This window comes from Marivita sp. NO-S04 (assembly GCF_059070475.1).
This window is the reverse complement of the sequence record NZ_CM180980.1, coordinates 3,561,953-3,580,053: the sequence shown is the minus strand read 5'-3', so window position 1 is coordinate 3,580,053 and position 18,101 is coordinate 3,561,953. Positions and strand designations below refer to the sequence as shown.

14 protein-coding genes are annotated in these 18,101 nt (G+C 58.5%); 7 read left to right on the top strand and 7 right to left on the bottom strand.

What is annotated here, in order from left to right; translation table 11 throughout:
* Genes ACK3EW_RS18160 through ACK3EW_RS18135 form a run of 6 tightly spaced genes read right to left on the bottom strand, consistent with a single transcriptional unit; the run spans position 1 to position 6,846 of the window.
* Positions 1-828, bottom strand: a complete 828-nt coding sequence (locus ACK3EW_RS18160) for an EamA family transporter (protein WP_493807283.1) — start codon at positions 826-828, stop codon at positions 1-3.
* Entirely contained in the window at positions 825-2,168 is a 1,344-nt protein-coding gene (gene pbfA / locus ACK3EW_RS18155; protein WP_493807282.1) for a (R)-1-hydroxy-2-aminoethylphosphonate ammonia-lyase, read from the bottom strand. The genes ACK3EW_RS18160 and pbfA overlap by 4 nt, the downstream gene beginning before the upstream one ends.
* A complete protein-coding gene (locus ACK3EW_RS18150; RefSeq protein WP_493807281.1) occupies positions 2,168-2,926 on the bottom strand; it encodes a metallophosphoesterase in 759 nt (252 codons plus the stop codon). Before ACK3EW_RS18150 ends, pbfA begins: the two co-directional genes overlap by 1 nt.
* Positions 2,927-2,955: 29 nt before the next feature.
* Complete coding sequence (gene phnY, locus ACK3EW_RS18145; RefSeq protein WP_493807280.1) at positions 2,956-4,398, bottom strand: phosphonoacetaldehyde dehydrogenase; 1,443 nt, start codon at positions 4,396-4,398, stop codon at positions 2,956-2,958.
* Positions 4,395-5,654, bottom strand: a complete 1,260-nt coding sequence (phnA, locus tag ACK3EW_RS18140; protein ID WP_493807279.1) for a phosphonoacetate hydrolase — start codon at positions 5,652-5,654, stop codon at positions 4,395-4,397. Before phnA ends, phnY begins: the two co-directional genes overlap by 4 nt.
* Before the next feature lie 10 nt (positions 5,655-5,664).
* A complete protein-coding gene (locus ACK3EW_RS18135; protein WP_493807278.1) occupies positions 5,665-6,846 on the bottom strand; it encodes a 2-aminoethylphosphonate--pyruvate transaminase in 1,182 nt (393 codons plus the stop codon).
* Positions 6,847-6,967: 121 nt separating this feature from the next.
* Here ACK3EW_RS18135 and ACK3EW_RS18130 point away from each other — a divergent pair, with 121 nt between their 5' ends.
* The 7 genes from ACK3EW_RS18130 (at position 6,968) to ACK3EW_RS18100 (ending at position 16,036) form a co-directional block, all read left to right on the top strand.
* Positions 6,968-7,840 carry a LysR substrate-binding domain-containing protein gene (locus tag ACK3EW_RS18130; protein ID WP_085627652.1) on the top strand — a complete coding sequence of 291 codons (873 nt, stop codon included), beginning with the start codon at positions 6,968-6,970 and terminating at the stop codon, positions 7,838-7,840.
* A gap of 100 nt (positions 7,841-7,940) precedes the next feature.
* The gene (locus ACK3EW_RS18125) at positions 7,941-9,440 is read left to right on the top strand and encodes a sulfatase-like hydrolase/transferase (protein WP_493807277.1); all 1,500 of its coding nucleotides are present in this window, start codon (positions 7,941-7,943) and stop codon (positions 9,438-9,440) included.
* Between the two features lie 239 nt (positions 9,441-9,679).
* Positions 9,680-11,719, top strand: coding sequence for an ABC transporter substrate-binding protein (locus ACK3EW_RS18120; RefSeq protein WP_439119465.1), 2,040 nt, complete (start codon positions 9,680-9,682; stop codon positions 11,717-11,719).
* A 118-nt stretch (positions 11,720-11,837) separates the two neighbouring features.
* Entirely contained in the window at positions 11,838-12,842 is a 1,005-nt protein-coding gene (locus ACK3EW_RS18115; protein WP_439119464.1) for an ABC transporter permease, read from the top strand.
* A 4-nt stretch (positions 12,843-12,846) separates the two neighbouring features.
* Entirely contained in the window at positions 12,847-14,046 is a 1,200-nt protein-coding gene (locus ACK3EW_RS18110; protein WP_493807276.1) for an ABC transporter permease, read from the top strand.
* Positions 14,043-15,038: an ABC transporter ATP-binding protein gene (locus tag ACK3EW_RS18105; RefSeq protein ID WP_493807275.1), complete on the top strand. Its 996-nt coding sequence runs from the start codon at positions 14,043-14,045 to the stop codon at positions 15,036-15,038. Before ACK3EW_RS18110 ends, ACK3EW_RS18105 begins: the two co-directional genes overlap by 4 nt.
* Positions 15,035-16,036 (top strand): ABC transporter ATP-binding protein, encoded by a 1,002-nt coding sequence (locus tag ACK3EW_RS18100; protein WP_493807274.1) that lies wholly within the window; start codon positions 15,035-15,037, stop codon positions 16,034-16,036. Before ACK3EW_RS18105 ends, ACK3EW_RS18100 begins: the two co-directional genes overlap by 4 nt.
* On the opposite strand, the gene ACK3EW_RS18095 is transcribed toward ACK3EW_RS18100, so the two are convergent.
* Entirely contained in the window at positions 16,037-18,061 is a 2,025-nt protein-coding gene (locus ACK3EW_RS18095) for an SGNH hydrolase domain-containing protein (protein ID WP_493807273.1), read from the bottom strand.
* Positions 18,062-18,101 lie beyond the last annotated feature (40 nt).

Genomic DNA, 18,101 nt, shown 5'->3' with positions numbered 1-18,101 from the left:
CTAGCTGAGGGCAAGGATGATCACGCCCAGAGCCACGACTGACGCGGCGACAAGGCGTCGTTGCGCCGGGCCTTCACCCAGCCAGTAGACGCCGATCAGAGCGGCAAAGATCACTGATGTTTCGCGCACTGCCGACACGATTCCGATGGGCGCGAGTGTTTTGGCGAAGAGGGCCAGACCGTAGGCAAGGCCCGAGATGACACCGCCTGTGAGGCCAAGGATCAGCGACCGCTGGCTGATGCTGCGTGCGCGTTCAAACCGGGTACCAATGACGAAAACGGCCACGAAAAGCTCGGCGGCGAAAAGCCAGACGACATAGCCGATGGGTGTGCCGGAAACGCGAATGCCGATGCCGTCGACAACGGAGTAAGCAGCTATGATCGCCGACGTGGCAAGGGCTGCGCCGATGCCGCGCCTGTCGGCGTTGCGGATCGCGGCAAGGATCATGATCCCTGCGGACACGGTCAGGATGCCGATCCACGCCCAAAACGGCAGGGACTCATCAGCCCAGATCATTGCACCCAAGGCGACCATGACCGGGGCGGTGCCGCGTGCGATGGGGTAGATCAGCGACAGGTCGCCGAAGCGGTAGGAGACGTTCAGGAAGTAGTAATAGGCCCAGTGGATCACCGTGGAGGCGATGATGAAGGGAAACGCCTCGATTGCCGGGATGGGAACAATGGGCATGAGGGCAAAGGCGGGCAGGCAGTGGCCCGTTGCGACCAGTCCCAGCGTTATCGCGCGGTCGGTCGAGGTTTTGACCAACGCGTTCCAGAGCGCGTGGAGCAGCGCAGCGAGCAGGACGATCAGAAGGACGGTTGTGCTCACACAGTGGTCCGGATCGCGTCGATGACGATGTTCAGGGCGGTGTCGAGATCGGCTTGGCTGATGACGAGCGGGGGTGACAGGGTCAGCACACTGCCAGCGCTGATCTTGAAGCTGAGACCTTGGTCCAGGCAGGCGTAATAGATGCGTTCGGCGCGGTCTGGATCGGGGGTGCGGCTGTCGCGGTCAGTGACGATTTCTACCCCGAACATGAGACCACGCCCACGCATGTCGCCGACATTCGGGTGATCGTGCAGCGCATCTTTCAGGCGGTTCTGGGCATGGGTGCCAAGGGTGGCGGAGCGGTCGACCAGTCCTTCGTCCTCGATGATGTCAAGCGTGGTCAGTGCGGCGCGGGCTGTGACCGGGTTTTTCTCGTGCGTATAGTGCCCGATGGCGAAGTCGCCGGCGATGTTCAGATTATCGCGCGCGATGATCCCCGCGATGGGGAGCATACCGCCGCCAAGCGCCTTGCCGAGAACCACGATGTCGGGTTCGATCCCGTCATGGTCGAAGGCGAACATGCGGCCTGTCTTGCCGAGGCCCGTCGGGATTTCATCCATGATGAGCAGTGCGCCGTGTTTGCGGCAGGCGGCCTGCACCGCTTGCCAGTAGCCGGGTGGAGGGACGACCGGCACGGCGCGCATGGGTTCCGCGATGACGGCGGCCACATCGCCTTCGCGGGCAAGTGCGAATTCGACCATCTTGGCGCAGGCCAAGCCGCAGGATTCGGGGCCGGGGTGGCCATAGGCACAGTGGTAGCAATGGAAGGGGGCGACGTGTTCCGCACCCGGCAGGAGCGGGCCCGCGATGTGGCTGCGGAACGTTGCCTCGCCGCCGACGCTGGACGCGCCAAAGCCAGCACCATGGAAGGCGTCCCAGAAGCTGATCGTTTTGAACCGGCCTGTCGCGGCGCGGGCAAGGCGGAGGGCGACTTCGACGGCGTCTGATCCGCCGGTGGTAAAGAGGACTTTGGTCAGGTCGCCGGGCGCGAGTTTGCCCAAGCGTTCGGCGAGGGTGACGGAGACGTCGTTGGTGAACCGGCGGGGCGAGAAGGGCAGCACGTCAATCTGGTCTTTCACCGCCTGCACGAGGCGCGGGTGGCCGTAGCCGATGTGGTGCACGGAGTTGCCGTGGAAATCCATGAAACGGCGGCCAGAGGTGTCTTCGATCCAGATGCCTTCGGCCTTGGCGATGGTGCTGAGGCAGGGTGAGGACAGCGACTGATGCAGGAACGCGTCAGCGTCACGGGCGAGCAGGTCGCGCGTTTCGCTATGCGTTTCGCGGGCGGACCAGTCGGCCCGCGCGGCACTGGTGTTGGCTTCGCCTTCAGTGTGTCGCATCAGGCGGGGTCCTCAATATCTGTCATCTGGATCACCAACCGATCCGGGCCGATCAGAATGACCGCGTATTGGGGGCGTTCCTCTGGGGTGACGAAATTGGACCAGTCCCATATCTGGTGCGGCGGTCGGGTTTGATGCGCGATGGAGCGGAGCGCGGTAAACGGCACGCCGCCGATTACGCCAGAGACGGGACGATGCACATGTCCGCAGAACAGGTGTTCGACTTGGGGCGCATTGGCGATCAGGTCGACAAAGGGTTGGTGATCCAGCAAGGGCATGTCGTCAAGCAGCGCAAGGCCAAGCGACCCCGGCGGGTGGTGGGCGAAGACCAGAACGCGACGGTTGGTCGTTTCGCGCAGTTGATCTGCCAACCAGTCCAGCCGCGCGGGATCAAGTGCACCTGCATCGTCGCCGGACAAAGCGGTGTCCATGCAGAGCAGTGTCACTGCGTCAGGTAGATCGTAGCGGTATTGGTAGTATCCTTCTGGCCCCGAACCGGGACAAGGCAACGCTGCCAACAGGTTCGAACGGTTGTCGTGGTTGCCGATCATCGGCAGCAGTGGTGCGTTCAACGCTGACAGCGTGTCGCTAAGTGCTAAGTATTCCTCGGGTGTGCCGGTGTCGCACAAATCGCCCGACGCCACGCAACAAAGGGCGTCGGGGTGAGACCTGTTCATCTGTTCGATCACTTGCTGCAACCGGGCGCGGCTGTTCACGCCTTCGACCTGCCCCGTAACCGTCTGGTGCAGGTCTGACATCCAGAGGATCTTGTGGGTGAACCCCATGTTTATCCGGGCCAGGGCAGGGAGTATGTTTTGACGTTGGTGAAGAACTTCATCGCTTCGATGACGCCTTCCTTCACGCCATTGCCGCTGTCCTTGATGCCGCCAAAGGGGGACATCTCGATCCGGTAGCCTGGCTGTTCCCAGATGTTGCAGGTGCCGACGTTCAGACCGTTGATATAGGCAATCGCGCGGTTCAGGTCGTTCGTGCAAACACCCGAGGACAGGCCGAAATCGGTGCTGTTTGAAATGCGCATGACCTCTTCGTCGTTGTCGGGGACGCGGACGATGGGGATGATCGGGCCGAAGGTTTCCTCCATCACCAGTTCGCTGTCATGAGGCACGTGATCGACGACGATGGGGGGTAGGAGTGCGCCTTTTCGACCGGGATCGTAGAGCACCTTGGCACCTTGGTCGGCGGCCATGTAGACGCGCTTTTCGAACAGTTCGGCGGCCTGGGCATGGATCACGCAGCCGAGTTCGGTTTCGGGATCTTGTGGATCACCGAATTTGATCTTCTTGGCCTTCTCGACCACCATTGGGACGAATTTGTCCGCGACGCTTTCCTGCACGAGGATGCGTTTGATTGCGGTGCAGCGCTGGCCGGAGTTGCCAGTGGCACCTGCCACAGCGATGGTTGCGGCCTTGTCGAGGTCGGCATCGGTCAGGTCGTTGCAGATGATCAGGGGATCATTGCCGCCCAGTTCAAGCGCGGTGCGTTTGTAGCCCGCTTTGGAGGCGATCAGTTTGCCAACGGGCACGCCGCCGGTGAATGTGATGATGTCGATGTTTTCGTTCGTGATCATCTCGTCGCCGATATTGGCGGGCATGCCAGTCACGACCTGGAACATCTCGGGTGGCAGGCCTGCTTCATACAGGATGTCGGCGAGCGTGAGCGCGGTCAGCGGTGTCAGTTCCGTTGGCTTGCACACCATGCAGTTGTTCGTGGCAATCGACGGGGCGATCTTGTGACTGACCATGTTGAGCGGGTGGTTGAACGGGGTGATCGCACTGATGGCGCGGACGGGTTCGCGCATGGTGAAAATCTTGCGCGCCTTGCCGTTGTGGGTCAGGTCACACGAGAAAATCTCGCCATCATCCTTGAGGGCCTCGGCGGCGGCGAATTGGTAGACGTCTTGCGCGCGCTTGGTCTCGTAGATCGAATGCTGATGGCAGATGCCAAGTTCCAGCGTCAGCCATTTGGCAAGGTACTCGCGCTTTTCGCCAATGATCTCACCCGCACGTTGCAGAATTTGGCTGCGTTCATAGCGAGTCAGCTTGGACTGGTAATTCGCGGCAATCTCGAACGCGCGGCGCGCATGCTCGGCGGTGCCCATGGGGACGGTGCCGATCACTTCGTCGGTATAGGGGTAGCGGACTTCAAGCCGCGCCTCGGTGTCGACCTTTTCACCACCGATGCGCATCTGTTCGTGACGTATTTCGGTCATGCGGGCACCTCTCCGAGCGCGGCGGCGGTGGTGGCATAGAAGAACGCATCGAAATTGCGCAGGGTCGGTGCGTTGGGCAGGTCGATGACCCGGTTCACAATGAAGGGCACTTCCTGTTCGGTCAGCCCGCCATGGCTGCGCAGCGGTTCCTTGAGCGCAGCAAGGTCGTGGCGGTGAGCAGAGGTGCCGATGGTCATGTTCTCGGTCGAGATCATGACGATATCGCCAATGCGATCGGCGGGGAGTTCGTATTTCTGAACAGCGGTGGCCTTGTCCACAACTTCGAGCATTTCGGGCAAAGCGCGCAGGCGAGCGATGATGTCAGCCTGATCTGCGCCCGAAGGCAGATAGGCGGTGCCGAACGACCCCAGCGCGCCATGGTGCACCACATAGGGGTCTGTGATCGGCAGGATCACGCGAGCGGCAGCCTCGCCCAGCCACTCGTCGAGCAGATCCTGAACGTAGATCACGGCCGGGTCGCCGTTGGCGTCATGCTTGGGCTTCATGCCGTGGTCGGCGGTGACGACGATGGCGGCACCCATGGCGTCAAGCTCTGTCAGGTAGCGGTCGAACATCGCGTAGAAGCCTTTGGCACCCTGTTCATCAGGGGCGAACTTGTGCTGGATGTAGTCGGTGGTGGAGAGGTACATCACGTCCGGTTTCCACTCTTTCAGAAGCTTTACACCGGCGGCGAAGACGAACTCCGACAGGTCAGCGGAGTATACTTCGGGCACCGGCATACCAAGCCAGTCTGACGCCTTGTCGATGCCGTGCTCTGCTTTGGTCGTGTCGCCGGATCGTTCGGACGAAAACGCGATGGCGCGGTCTTCGTCGAACTTGAGGCCAGCGCCGAGCAACGCACGCAGTTTGTCCTTGGCGGTGACGACGGCGACCCGCGCACCCGCTTCGTAGAACTTGGAGAACACGGTGGGCGCGCGCAGGAAGCGGACGTCGTTCATCATGACTTCTTGGCCGGTTTCCGGCTCGTAAAGGAAGTTGCCGCAGATGCCGTGCACCGCAGGCGGACGGCCCGTCGCGATGCTCATGTTGTTGGGGTTGGTGAAGGAGGGGATCACCGAATGGGCCAGACGGTCTGTACCGGTTTCGCGGATGCGTTTGAGCGTCGGCATCAGCCCTTCGGCGATGGCGACCTCGAGGTATTCCGGTTCGCAGCCATCCAGACAGATCGCAATCGCACAGGTCTTGGGCGCGGGGTAGGTGCGGTCGTTGGCGACCACGGAGTTCTTAATCGGCATATCTTTTCCTTCAGGCGGCGAGTTTCTTGCGTTCTTCCAAAGCGGCGGCGGGTGGGGCCGCACTGCTGACGTTCATATCTGCCAGCGCATCGCGGGCGGCCTCCACCACGCGGCGCATCACGTGTTCGTCCATCTGCCCGATCACCCCGATGCGGAAGCTGTCCACGACGGTCAGTTTGCCGGGATAGATGATGAACCCACGTGCTTTCATGGCGTCATAAAAGCCTTGAAAGGTAAAGTTCGGATCGGCAGGGCAGAAGAAGGTCACGATGATGGGGCTGAGCCAGCGGTCGGCGAGCAGGGTCTCGAAGCCCAGATCGCGCATGCCCTGCACCATCACATCGCGGTTGCGGGTATAGCGTGCGCCACGGGCGGGCACACCGCCTTCGGCCTCGTGTAGATCAAGCGCCTTGAGGAAGGCGGCGACCACATGAGTCGGGGGCGTAAAGCGCCACTGGCCGGTTTTCTCCATCGTCGCCCATTGTGCGTGCACGTCGAGCGACAGGGAATGCGAGTTGCCTTTGGACGCCTCAATCTCGTCCTTACGGGCGATGACAAAGCCGAAACCGGGGACACCTTCGATACATTTGTTGGCCGAGGACACTAATGCGGTGCAGTTGAGTTTGACCGGGTCCAGCGGTAGGGCGCCGAAGGCTGACATGCTGTCGATCAGGAGCTTGCGCCCGGCGGCTTGCGTGGCAGCGGCTATTTCCTCGACCGGGTTCAGGATGCCGCTGGAGGTTTCGCAGTGGATCGCGAGAACATGGGTGATGGCGGGGTCGTTGGCGAGGATGGCCGCAACCTCGTCCCCGCGCGGTGGTAGATAGTCGCCCTTGTCGAGCAGATGGCAGGCGCGGCCAAGATAGCCTAGCGTTTGCGCTGCGCGCAGTCCGTAAGCGCCGTTCGCAAGCACAAGTACTTTGCCGTCACGAGGGACAAAGCTGCCCAACATCGCCTCGACGCAGTAGCTGCCAGAGCCTTGGATCGGAACACAGTCGTATTCAGGTGCGCCATCGCCGATCAACCCCAATAACCGGGTGCGCATCGTGCGGGTCATTGCCCGAAAGTCGTCATCCCAACTGCCCCAATCCTTAAGCATCTCCTGCTTGACGGCATAGGCCGTGGTCAGTGGGCCAGGGGTCAGAAGATAGGGTTCCCCAAGTTCCGGGGCAGGCAGCGGTGTAGTAGACATGGTGTGGTCCCAAAGCTGATCTGAATTTGGATATGCGGTGCTGTCAGACATATGTAAAATCTTTGTTCTCTATTGATTGATAGGCTAGGGTTATGGCAATCCAGCGAACCCCGGAGCAAAGATGCGGTACAGTCAACTACGCGCCTTTCATCACGTGGCCCTGCATGGCGGGTTTTCCCGTGCGGCGCGCGCCTTGAACATATCCCAGCCGTCGGTTTCGGATCAGGTGCGCCAGTTGGAACAACGACATGATGTCTTGTTGTTCACGCGCGAAGCGCGGCAGGTGCGGATGACGGACGCGGGTGAGGCGCTGTTCCGTTTGACGAGTGAGATGTTCGAAGTCGAAGAACGCATCAGCGCCTTGTTCGACGAAAGCCGAACTGCACTTTCGGGACACCTGCGGATCATGGCTGACTCGGCGATGCATATCACCGATGCCGTGCGGCGGTTCCGTGAGGCCAGTCCGGGGGTGTTCGTGACGATCCGCACCGGAAACACCGAGGATTTGTTGCGTCGCTTGCGGAATTACGAGGCGGAGATCGGTGTTGTCGGGAATTCGATTTCTGCGCCTGATTTGGACAGCATCGACCTTGGGCGGACGCCAATCCTTGCCTTGGTCGCCAAAGGGTATTTGCCGCAGGGGACACGCAAATTGCGGTTCCGCGATTTGGGGCAATACCCGCTGATCTATCGCGAAGTGGGGTCACGCACACGGGCGCAGGTCGAAGAAGAAGCGGATCGGTTGAAGCTCTCACTGAATGCCGCGATCGAGGTCGAAGGTCGAGAAGCAATGCGCGAGGTTGTCGCGTCTGGGGCGGGGATCGGGTTCATCAGCGAGGCTGAGTTCGGGCATGACCGGCGGCTGAAGGCCATTCCTTTCGAAGATGTCGACTTGGGAATGTCGGAATCCCTTGTCACATTATCCGCGCGCAGGGATGTGCCGCTGATCCGGGGGTTTGTGAAAGCCGTGCAAAAGACCCTGACGACTGCGTGACGCAGTTATATCTATAGGTTTTACCTATAGGCTTATACAAATCACTTGTCTTTACATATGATCCTTGCTCGGCATGATCGACTCAAGTCTGGGAAATGCCGTGTCAAAACCAAAGCCGAATACGCTGTTCATCGTGATCGACCAGCTGCGCGCGGACTGCGTGTTTGGGGCGCTTGCGGCGCATCTCGACCTGCCAAATATGCGTGCGCTTGCTGCAGATGCGGTGACATTCAGCAACCATTATTCCGTGACATCGCCTTGCGGTCCGTCCCGCGTGTCTTTGCTGACCGCGCAATATGCGTCAAACCACGGCGCCACGCGCAACGGGACGCCGCTTAAGCGGGACACGCCGAACCTAGCGACGGTTTCACGGCAGCACGGGTTCGATCCGTTGTTGTTCGGATATACAGACACCTCGCATGATCCAAGATTCCTGCCACCGGACGATCCGAGACTGTTTTCCTATGAAGAGCTTGCGCCCGGGTTCGAAGAAGTGGTGCGCATGCGGTTGGAGGAGGATTCCAGCGCGTGGGAGGATCATTTGCGCGCGCATGGCTACGATGTGCCGCCTTATCCAGAGATGTACCGGCCAATCGGGGACACGCCGGATTCCCCCGCGCTTTATGCAGCTGAACATAGCGACACGGCCTATTTGACGGACCGCGTGATCGACGATTTGGGCCAACGCCCGCCGGGTTGGTTTGGCTTGGTGACTTATATCCGGCCGCATCCGCCTTTTGTGGCACCTGCGCCGTATAACCAGATGTATGCCGCAGCCGACATGCCAACTGCGCAAGAGGCCGATGATCCAGATTGGCATCCTTATGTGGCGACGGCACGGCGCAAATCCAAAGTGTCTTCGACGGTTGTCGGGTTCCCCGATTTAGAAACTTCGGACGCGACAACGCGCATGATCCGAAAGCTGTATTTTGGGCTGGCGACAGAGGTGGATCATCACATTGGGCGGCTGATTGGTTGGCTCAAGGAAACTGGTCAATATGATGATACGTTGATTGTTCTGACCGCTGATCACGGCGAAATGTTGGGTGACTACGGGCTGTGGGGCAAGATGACGTTCCATGATGCGGCATTCCACGTACCGTTGATCATTCGCGCACCACAGGCCACTGTTCGCGGAGTGACCGTCGCGCAGCCGACGGAGTCCATAGATGTCACGCCTACGATTCTGGAGTGTCTGGGGCTGGATGCGCCGCATTCTATGGATGGTAAAAGCCTGAAACCATTTCTTGACGGCGAGGCGCCGAAAGATTGGCGACAGGTGTCTGTATCAGAGCTGGATTTTGGCGATCCGATCAAGCCGACACTTTGGCAGACGGTTCATGATCTACCCATTGATGCCGCGAATCTGGCTGTGCTGCGCCGTGGTCCGATGCGATTCGTGCAATTTGCAGGTGGGCTGCCGCCGATCCTCATGGACGTTTCCAGCGGCATGGAAGTTCAAAATCTGGCAAAAAATTCAGCACATATGCAGACAATGCTTGATTTGATGCAGGATATGCTTTGCCATCGAATGGTTAACAGCGATGGCACTTTCTCAAGAACGCTGATTACCGACAACGGCGTGAAAGTGGCCTCATGAGTTTTGCTGATCTGGTCCTGTCACGCATCTGTCATGGTTGCCAGAGATACACATCCCGGCTGTTTCAACCGGGCTGACCAAATAAAGGAGGCACACTGCCAGAACCCAGTTCTACCGTCGCGTCGAGATCTGCCGAACGCTGGCGCGATACTATGGACACCCGAAATGACCGGACGTTGAATGTACCGGAAAAAGGGGGAACAGCCCCCATTCACCACTTGGAACCAACAGGAGATAAAATGAAACGACTTCTACTTTCAGGCGTGGCCATGATTGCCCTGCCGGCAGCGGCTTATGCCAACTGCCCCGCAGTCACAGTTGCCGATATGCAAGGCGTCGCCGCCGGTGAATTCCCGCAACAGTTCGAGCTGAGTGCCTTTCAGGACGCCGCCGGCTGCTCCATGGAGTTCAAGGCAAACCCGGAAATCGAAGCGCTGAATGCACAGATCAAAGGCAACCCCGACCTGCCGCCGCTTGCTGAGCGTATCCCGGCAGAGCCGCTGGTTGTCGTGCCTTATGACAGCGTTGGTCAATACGGTGGTGAACTGAATGTTCTGTCGAACGCGACAGAAGCGGGCACATCCGATTTCCTGTCGGTGCGTCACGTCAACCTCGTGCGCTATTCCGATGACCTTCAGACAATCGTTCCGAACATCGCCAAGTCGTGGTCGTGGAACGACGATTACACCCAGCTGACCTTCAACCTGCGTGCGGGGCACAAGTGGTCTGACGGTGCGCCTTTTACGTCGGCTGACGTGAAGTTCTGGCATGACAACATCATGCTCGATACCAACATCTTCGAACAGGTGCGCGACTACGTGACCGTTGGCGGTGAGACCATGACGGTCGACACGCCGGATGATGTGACGGTGATCTTCAATCTGCCCGCGCCAAAGCCCGGTCTGCTGACCCACTTCGCGACATCCTATGCGCAGGGTTTCCAGCCCAAGCATTTCCTTGGCCAGTTCCACCCGGACATCAACCCGGATGCCGACAGCTATGCGCAGTCGCTTGGCTTTGAAAACGGCTATGATGCGATCCTGGCCTATTACGGCAACTCGGACTGGACCGACACGCCGACCCCGATGCTGTCGCGTGCGGACATCGTCGATGGTCTGCCCAAGGCAACTGTGCCTACGCTGGAATCGCACATCTACATCACCGACACGACCGAAGGTCGGAAACTGGTGGCGAACCCGTATTTCCACCAGGTCGACACAACTGGTCAGCAGCTTCCCTACATCTCGACGCAGGACGAGCTTTATATCAACGATAACGAAGTGCGCATCCTCAAGCTGGTAAACGGCGAAGTGGATTACAAATCGCAGTCCGTGCGTCTTGAATCCGCTCCGCTGCTCCTGGAAAATCAGGAAAAGGGCAACTACTCGATCCAGCTCAAGCCGACAGTTGGCATGCCAGCCTTCAGCTTCAACTTCACCATCGAAGACGAAGGCAAGCGCGCGCTTTACAATGACCTTCGTTTCCGTGAAGCAATGTCGATTGCGATCAACCGCGACGAGCTGAACGAGATCGCGTATTTCGGTCAGGGTACGCCCAGCCAGATCGCACCGTTCAACCCGGCGCCTGATTTCGTTGATCCCAGCTGGGAAACCTACAAGGCCGAATTTGATCCAGACACCTCCAAGGCGCTGCTGGATGAGATCGGCATGGTCGATACCGATGGCGACGGTTTCCGTGAACTGCCCAACGGGGAAAAGATCACTCTGAATCTGCAATTCTCGACTCAGGGTATTGCCGGTGCCGTGGTGGAACTGGTTGGCCAGAACTGGGCCGATGTCGGCGTCCAAACGCAGGTCAAGGAAGTGACGCCGGATGAATATCGTTCCGCACAATCCGCCAACAACCTTGATGTGGGTCTGTGGCAGTACGGTGCGCCGCTGGCGATCCATCTGGGTCTGAACAGCTTCTTCCGTCCGCCGTTCGGCACGTATTTCGAACACCGCACCGGAATGCTTTGGGCGGAATGGCTGGACACCAATGGCGCATCTGGCGTTGAGCCGCCGGAATGGGCCAAAAAGCTGGCCGCTGATATCGACGCGTTCCAGTCGGCTGTTCCGGGCACCGCTGAGTCCAATGCGCTGGGCGCTGGTCTGGTGGAGAACTTCGTGAGCAACATGGTGATGATCGGCACGGTGAAAGCGCCGGAACCGATCTATGCCAGCAACAACCTTAAGAACTTCACCGAGTTCAAGACATGGTCCTACGAATATTACCGGACCTACCCCTACCGCGCGACACAGTGGTGGTTGGACGAATAAGATCTCTGATCTTGGCGCGGGCGGCATTGGCTGCCCGCGTTTTTTTGCAATAACGACGGCAGTCTGACCGACACACCGGATCAACCGGAGGCGCAGACGCAATGCAGGGGCATGCTTCATGTTGAATTTTGCGCGCTTCGTGGTGACACGTGCAGTGCTTGCGATGATCACGTTGATCATCGTGTCACTGGTCGTGTTTTCGCTTATGGAGCTGGTGCCGGGCGATTGCGCGGAGCGATACCTTGCGTTCAAGAACACCCAAGGTTCGGGGATTTCCGCCGCCGATATCGAAAACGAACGCATCCGCCTTGGTCTGGACAGGCCGTTCCTCGAACGGTGGGGCAAGTGGATCGTCAACGCATTCCAAGGCGAGTTCGGCGACAGCTGTATCCTGCGCGTGGATATCGCCCAGCTTCTTGGTGATAAATTCTGGATCTCGCTGGGTCTGTGTCTTGCCTCATTGCTTCTGGCCTATTCGATTGCCTTGCCAGTTGGGATCATCGCAGCCGCATCTGACAATGCGATCCTGAACAACTCGCTGCGTCTGTTCAGCTATCTTGGCCTTGCCATGCCGAACTTCCTGCTGGCGCTGATGATCATGCTGTTCTCGACTGTCTATTTCGGGGACACGCTGACCGGATTGTTTTCAGCCGAATATCGCGATGCACCATGGAGTGTGGATCGGGTTCTTGACCTGCTGAGTAACGCGTGGTTGCCCATTTTCATCCTTGGTTGGTCGGCTACCGCCTTTGCGTTGCAAACGGTGCGTGCACTGATGTCCGACGAGATCGGCAAGCTTTACGTGACGGCTGCGTCAGCCCGCGGCGTGCATGGGCGCAAATTGCTTTGGAACTACCCGGCCCGTCACGCGCTTGGCCCAATCGTCAATAGCCTTGGCTTTGACCTCAACCGTATCTTCAACGAATTGCCCATCGTCGCCTTGATCCTGACGCTGACCGAAGCGGGCGCGTTGTTGATCGAAGCGCTGGCGCGGTCTAACGACCAACAATTGGCCGGGGCGATCATTTTCCTTCTCACCGCGTCCATCGTGACGCTCAATTTCCTGACGGACGTGTTGTTGGCGGTACTTGATCCGCGCGTCCGCAAGAGCATCGTAAGGTGACGCCATGACGACGACACCCGATCCCATGAAGCCCAATCTGGCGGAGACAACAGGACCTGATGTGCAGGTGGTCGAAACCGACGCGGCGGTCGAGCGGCGGTCGAAGGAGGCGTATTTCACGGCCTCGCAAGGCCAACTGATCTGGGCGCGGTTCAAGAGACAGCGCTCGGCGATGATCGCGGCATGTGTGCTTTTGTTTCTGGTCCTGTCGGGCATCTTTGCGCCGTTCCTGTCGCCCTACAATCCGACGATTGCTGGCAAGAACGACGAATATACCAATGGTGCGCCGCAGATCCCGCAGTTCTGCGATGTGAATGGCTGTTCATTGCGCCCCTTCGTCCATGCGGTTGAACGCGAGCGGTCGATGGCGACGAATTTCCGCTGGGTGACGACGATCAACGAAGACGAACGTCACTACATCTACTTCTTCGTGGAAGGGTGGGAGTACAAGCTGTTCGGCTTCATCCCGATGGACACACATCTGTTCGGAGCGCCGGAAGGGTTCGTGCATGTCTTCGGCACGGATGACGCGGGCAAAGACATCTTTTCGCGTACATTCCATGCCATCTGGACGTCGTTGCAGGTGGGCACCATCGGCGTCTTGATCGCTTTTGTGCTGGCGCTCGTGATCGGGGGCGTGTCGGGGTATTATGGCGGCTGGATCGACTCGGTCTTGCAGATGATCACCGATGCCGTGCGAACAGTGCCTGCCATTCCGCTCTTCATGGCGGTTGCAGCGTTTATGCCACCCGAGCTATCCGCCGAAGAACGGTTCTTCTACATCTCGCTCATCCTCGGCCTGATCAACTGGCCGACATTGGCGCGCCGAGTGCGGACGCACCTGTTGACCGAGCGGAACCAGGAATACGTGCTGGCGGCACAACTGTGCGGAGCGTCCTCGGGCCACGTGATCCGGCGGCACCTGCTGCCCAGCTTCACCAGCTACATCATCGTCGATCTGGTGATCTCGTTTCCATACATGGTGCTGTCGGAAACCGCGCTGTCGTTTATCGGTCTTGGCCTCAAGGATCCGGTGAACAGCCTTGGCGTCATGCTTCAGAACGTGACCAGCGCGGACGTGCTTCTTAATTACCAATGGTACTTCATCCCGGTGATCTTTTTCATCGCACTGGTGATGGCGTTTGTGTTTGTCGGTGACGGCTTGCGCGACGCGGCAGACCCCTATTCGGATAACAACAAATGACGGCCCTGATCGACGTAGAAAACCTGACACTCAAGTTTCGCACTGACGAGGGGCTGATCACCGCTGTCGACAATGTCAGTTTCTCGCTCAACAAGAGCGAAGTGATGGGGTTGGTCGGAGAGTCCGGTTCGGGCAAATCGGTGACCGCCAAGGCGCTGATGCATCTGAACGCCCGCAATGCGGTCTATACGCCGGAAAGCAAGATCACGCTTCACACCGAAAGCGGCCCAGTAGACGTTCTATCCCTCAAAACGCCGCGCGAGTTGAACATCGTGCGTGGCGGTGCTGTGTCGATGATCTTTCAGGAACCGATGGCCAGCTTTGCGCCCGCGATCACCATCGGCAAACAAATGGTCGAGCAGCTTCAGCTTCATGGAACGTATACGAACGAGAGCGCCAAGCGCTGGTCAATTGAAATGCTGGACCGCGTTGGCATTTCTGATCCGTCCAAGAGGTTCGATCAGTACGCGTTTGAATTGTCGGGGGGCATGCGCCAGCGGGCGATGATCGCGATGGCACTGTCGACGCAACCCAAGCTGCTGATCGCGGATGAACCGACAACGGCACTGGACGTGACCATTCAGGCGCAGGTGATCGACCTTATGAAAGACCTCGTGGCCGAGTTTCACATGGGGATCGTGTTTATCACACATGACCTTGGAGTGGTTGCACAGACCGCTGACAAGGTGAACGTCATGTATCTGGGCCGGATGATCGAAGAAGGCCCCGTCCGCGAGGTGATCCGCAATTCAAAACATCCCTACACGCAGGGTTTGCTTGCGGCTTTGCCGAAACTGGATGACCTTGACTCGCCGTTGACCCCTGTCCCCGGCGACATCCCGTCACCACTTGAGCGGCCGTCAGGGTGTGTGTTTCACACACGCTGTTCCAAGGTTGTTGGTGACGTGTGCAAAATCACCGATCCCAAGGACCGCAAGATTGACGCGACCCACAAAGTGGCCTGCCATATCTACGACGAGGTGCCGGCATGAGTGATGTTCTGATCCGCGCCAAAGGGCTGTCCGTGGGGTTTCCTATTGGGGGTGGCCTGTTCAACAAACAGATTCTCAAGGCTGTCGACAACGTCTCTCTCGATATTCAAAAGGGATCGTTCTTTGGTCTTGTCGGCGAAAGTGGTTCCGGGAAAACCACGCTGGGACGCGCTCTTTTGAAGGCAGCTCCGATCACTGCGGGTGGTGCGCATTACAGTGATGGTGAGGTTGATTACGATCTTGAGAAGATCACGAATGACCAGCTCAAGGATTATCGCAAGCGCGCACAATTGATCTTTCAGGACCCCTATGCGGCGCTTAGCCCGCGTATGACGGTGCGGGATATCATTGCTGAACCTCTAGAAGTGATGCGTCTCACGAAGAACCGCCAGGAAACCGATGCCCGCGTGCGTGAAATAGCTGCGAAGTGCCGGTTGAACCTTGAACACTTGCGCCGATTTCCTCACGCATTTTCCGGTGGGCAGCGTCAGCGTATTTCGATTGCCCGCGCGCTGGTGTCGGCACCCAAGTTCATCGTTGCGGATGAAAGCGTTGCGGCTTTGGATGTGTCCATTCAGGCGGATGTTCTGAACCTGCTCAAGCAGATCCAGTCCGATATGGGTCTGACCTTCATGTTCATCAGCCACGATTTGTCGGTGGTGGCCCACACCTGTGACAATGTCGCCGTGATGTATCTCGGTCGCTTGGTTGAATCCGCTCCGACACGCAAACTGTTTGCGGCCCCGCGCCACCCTTATACCAAAGCGTTGTTCTCGGCGATCCCGTCGCTTGATCCGGATGACCGGGGTTCAGCGCAAAAGCTGACGGGGGAAATTCCGTCGCCGACCAATCAACCCTCTGGCTGCAAGTTTCACACGCGGTGCCCATTCGCTATCGATCATTGCAAACAGGTTGAACCCAAGCTTGAAACGGACGGCAAAGGGCATGATGTGGCGTGCCACCGGTGGAAGGAACTCATGGCCCCGCAAGCCGCGTGATCAGCTGTCTAGGTTTCTTCGGTACGATGCATGTGTCGTGGCACGTTTCAGATCGTCAGCGAGGATCTTGGCAAGCGACAAGGCTCCGCTTGGGCTAAGCCGTGTTGAGGTGATGTAGTCACTCGACAAGCCACCGCGCACATCACATCGCGTGCTTGAACAGAATGCGCCCCACGTGTCGACATAGGTCATCTGGCCGGTCGCAGCAAAGCTGCGGAAGAGGTCGTCCATCGTGGCGTGGCGCTGTGTGACGTCCGAGACTGTGACCATGGTCGAGATTTTGGGCATACCCATATACAGCCCCGCACCGGGCAAGCTGGATCGTGCGGCCATTTCTGCGTCAAAGCTTGGATGTGATGGAACTTGCCGCAGAACCGAGACGCGCACGCCTCTGTCTGACAAGGTCTGCAAAGTATTTTTTGCTGCGCTCGCCACGTAGTCTGCTTGTCGTGAGATGTCCATGGGACTGCCGTCCAAGGGCCCGATGCGCACTTTGGCATGGGTGAGAAGTTCAGTCTTTGGAACATCAAGGTAATAGGCCCAATCCGCAACAAGAGTGACTTGTCGAACAGACGTCAGATGCGGCAGGGCCTGAAGGACTTGGGCTGACTGCCTGTCGCATTCCTGTCCGGAAACAGATGATCCCTCAGGGAATCGACTTTGCAGGTCGCCCAAGGGCACGCAGTCAGTGCGCGCGATCAGCAATGTGGGCACAGCCGCCCGGCGTGCAGCCTCGGCATAGCCAATGCGGATCGCATCAAGCTGGTGATCGCCCCAGACCAAAACCTTTGGCGGGCCGTCGGGCCCAAAGCGGCAGACTTCGAGCCCCGCCAAAGGGCCGTCGGTTTCGCGCGGACACCGCGTGGACGATGCGTCCGACTGCAGCGCGTGAAGATACGCTTGCGCCCCATCGGGGAACCGCCATTGCAATCCATGTGTCATCAGACTGATCATGCCATTGACGAACAGGACCGTCGCAACCGCGCCGCTGATAACGAGCCTATTTGTTCCGGTCCGTTGTTCGATATGTTGCCAGACCGACCAAGAGAAAATCGCAAAGAGCAGGCAGGGGATGACCAGCAAGACTAGGTCGAGCTTCGCATGCCCTGAGATGCTGAGCGCGGTGTTCAGTTTGAGAAGTGGAACGGCCCAAAGGAAGGTGTGAAGCACCATTCCAAACCAACGCCTGCCAAAGTCGGTCATCTCTGGCTGCGAAGTTCGACTGCGGCTCCCAAGATAGAGAAAAGACAGGCCGAGCGCCACAGTGGCACGCGACACCAACGTGTCACCGAAGGCCGAGATTGCAAGGATTCCGGCCAAGATATTAATGACGCCGATAAATGCTGCGAACTCCAGAACGCGGAATAGGTGCGTGATGATGAACGGCAGTGCGCCGAACAGAAAGGCCCATAAGCCGCCGATGGGAAGCTGTTGAACCATCGGAGCGTCGATCAGTGTCAGGACCAACGAAACGATGGAAATGCTGCCCAGCACGAAAAGCAAACGCACGCTGTTAGGTGAAAACAACCAGAAGAGCACGCTGAGGATCACGCCACACTGCGCGATCAGTGCCAGCAACCACAAATGGTCGAAAAGCCCGTCGAACCGCATGCCCGTTTCAACAGGAAAGAACACTTGGCCGATATTGGTTGTGAAGGTGGCAGCCAACAACAACGCATGACCAAGGTTCTCATACTCTTGCGGTAAGAACACCATCCAGCCCACGCCGAACAGCAGCACGGCACAGCACAGAACGCCGATGAAGTATGCCTGCAACACGCAGATGATCTGGGATTTGAATATGTCCGTGCCACGGATCAGCTGATTGGCGCACCACGCGCCACAAAAGACAAGGATGATATCCTTGGCAAAGGCGTCCGCACCCACTTGTCCCGCGCCCAAAGCGGCAAGAACAAAAGCGAGGCAGGCCAATGCAAGTAGAAACTGTCTGATTTCCGACCGCGCGGATTCAGAATCTTTGAGAACAAAGACGTCTGACACACGCAAGGTCGAGCGGGTTGACACAGTATCACACCTTAGCAGCTACGGCCCCCACCGTTGAGCA

Bases quoted from the DNA above. Each gene is read 5' to 3' on its own strand.
- pbfA (WP_493807282.1), bottom strand. From the start codon at position 2,168: ATGCGACACACTGAAGGCGAAGCCAACACCAGTGCCGCGCGGGCCGAC.
- ACK3EW_RS18150 (WP_493807281.1), bottom strand. From the start codon at position 2,926: ATGTCAGACCTGCACCAGACGGTTACGGGGCAGGTCGAAGGCGTGAAC.
- phnY (WP_493807280.1), bottom strand. From the start codon at position 4,398: ATGACCGAAATACGTCACGAACAGATGCGCATCGGTGGTGAAAAGGTC.
- phnA (WP_493807279.1), bottom strand. From the start codon at position 5,654: ATGCCGATTAAGAACTCCGTGGTCGCCAACGACCGCACCTACCCCGCG.
- ACK3EW_RS18135 (WP_493807278.1), bottom strand. From the start codon at position 6,846: ATGTCTACTACACCGCTGCCTGCCCCGGAACTTGGGGAACCCTATCTT.
- ACK3EW_RS18130 (WP_085627652.1), top strand. From the start codon at position 6,968: ATGCGGTACAGTCAACTACGCGCCTTTCATCACGTGGCCCTGCATGGC.
- ACK3EW_RS18120 (WP_439119465.1), top strand. From the start codon at position 9,680: ATGAAACGACTTCTACTTTCAGGCGTGGCCATGATTGCCCTGCCGGCA.
- ACK3EW_RS18115 (WP_439119464.1), top strand. From the start codon at position 11,838: ATGTTGAATTTTGCGCGCTTCGTGGTGACACGTGCAGTGCTTGCGATG.
- ACK3EW_RS18110 (WP_493807276.1), top strand. From the start codon at position 12,847: ATGACGACGACACCCGATCCCATGAAGCCCAATCTGGCGGAGACAACA.
- ACK3EW_RS18105 (WP_493807275.1), top strand. From the start codon at position 14,043: ATGACGGCCCTGATCGACGTAGAAAACCTGACACTCAAGTTTCGCACT.
- ACK3EW_RS18100 (WP_493807274.1), top strand. From the start codon at position 15,035: ATGAGTGATGTTCTGATCCGCGCCAAAGGGCTGTCCGTGGGGTTTCCT.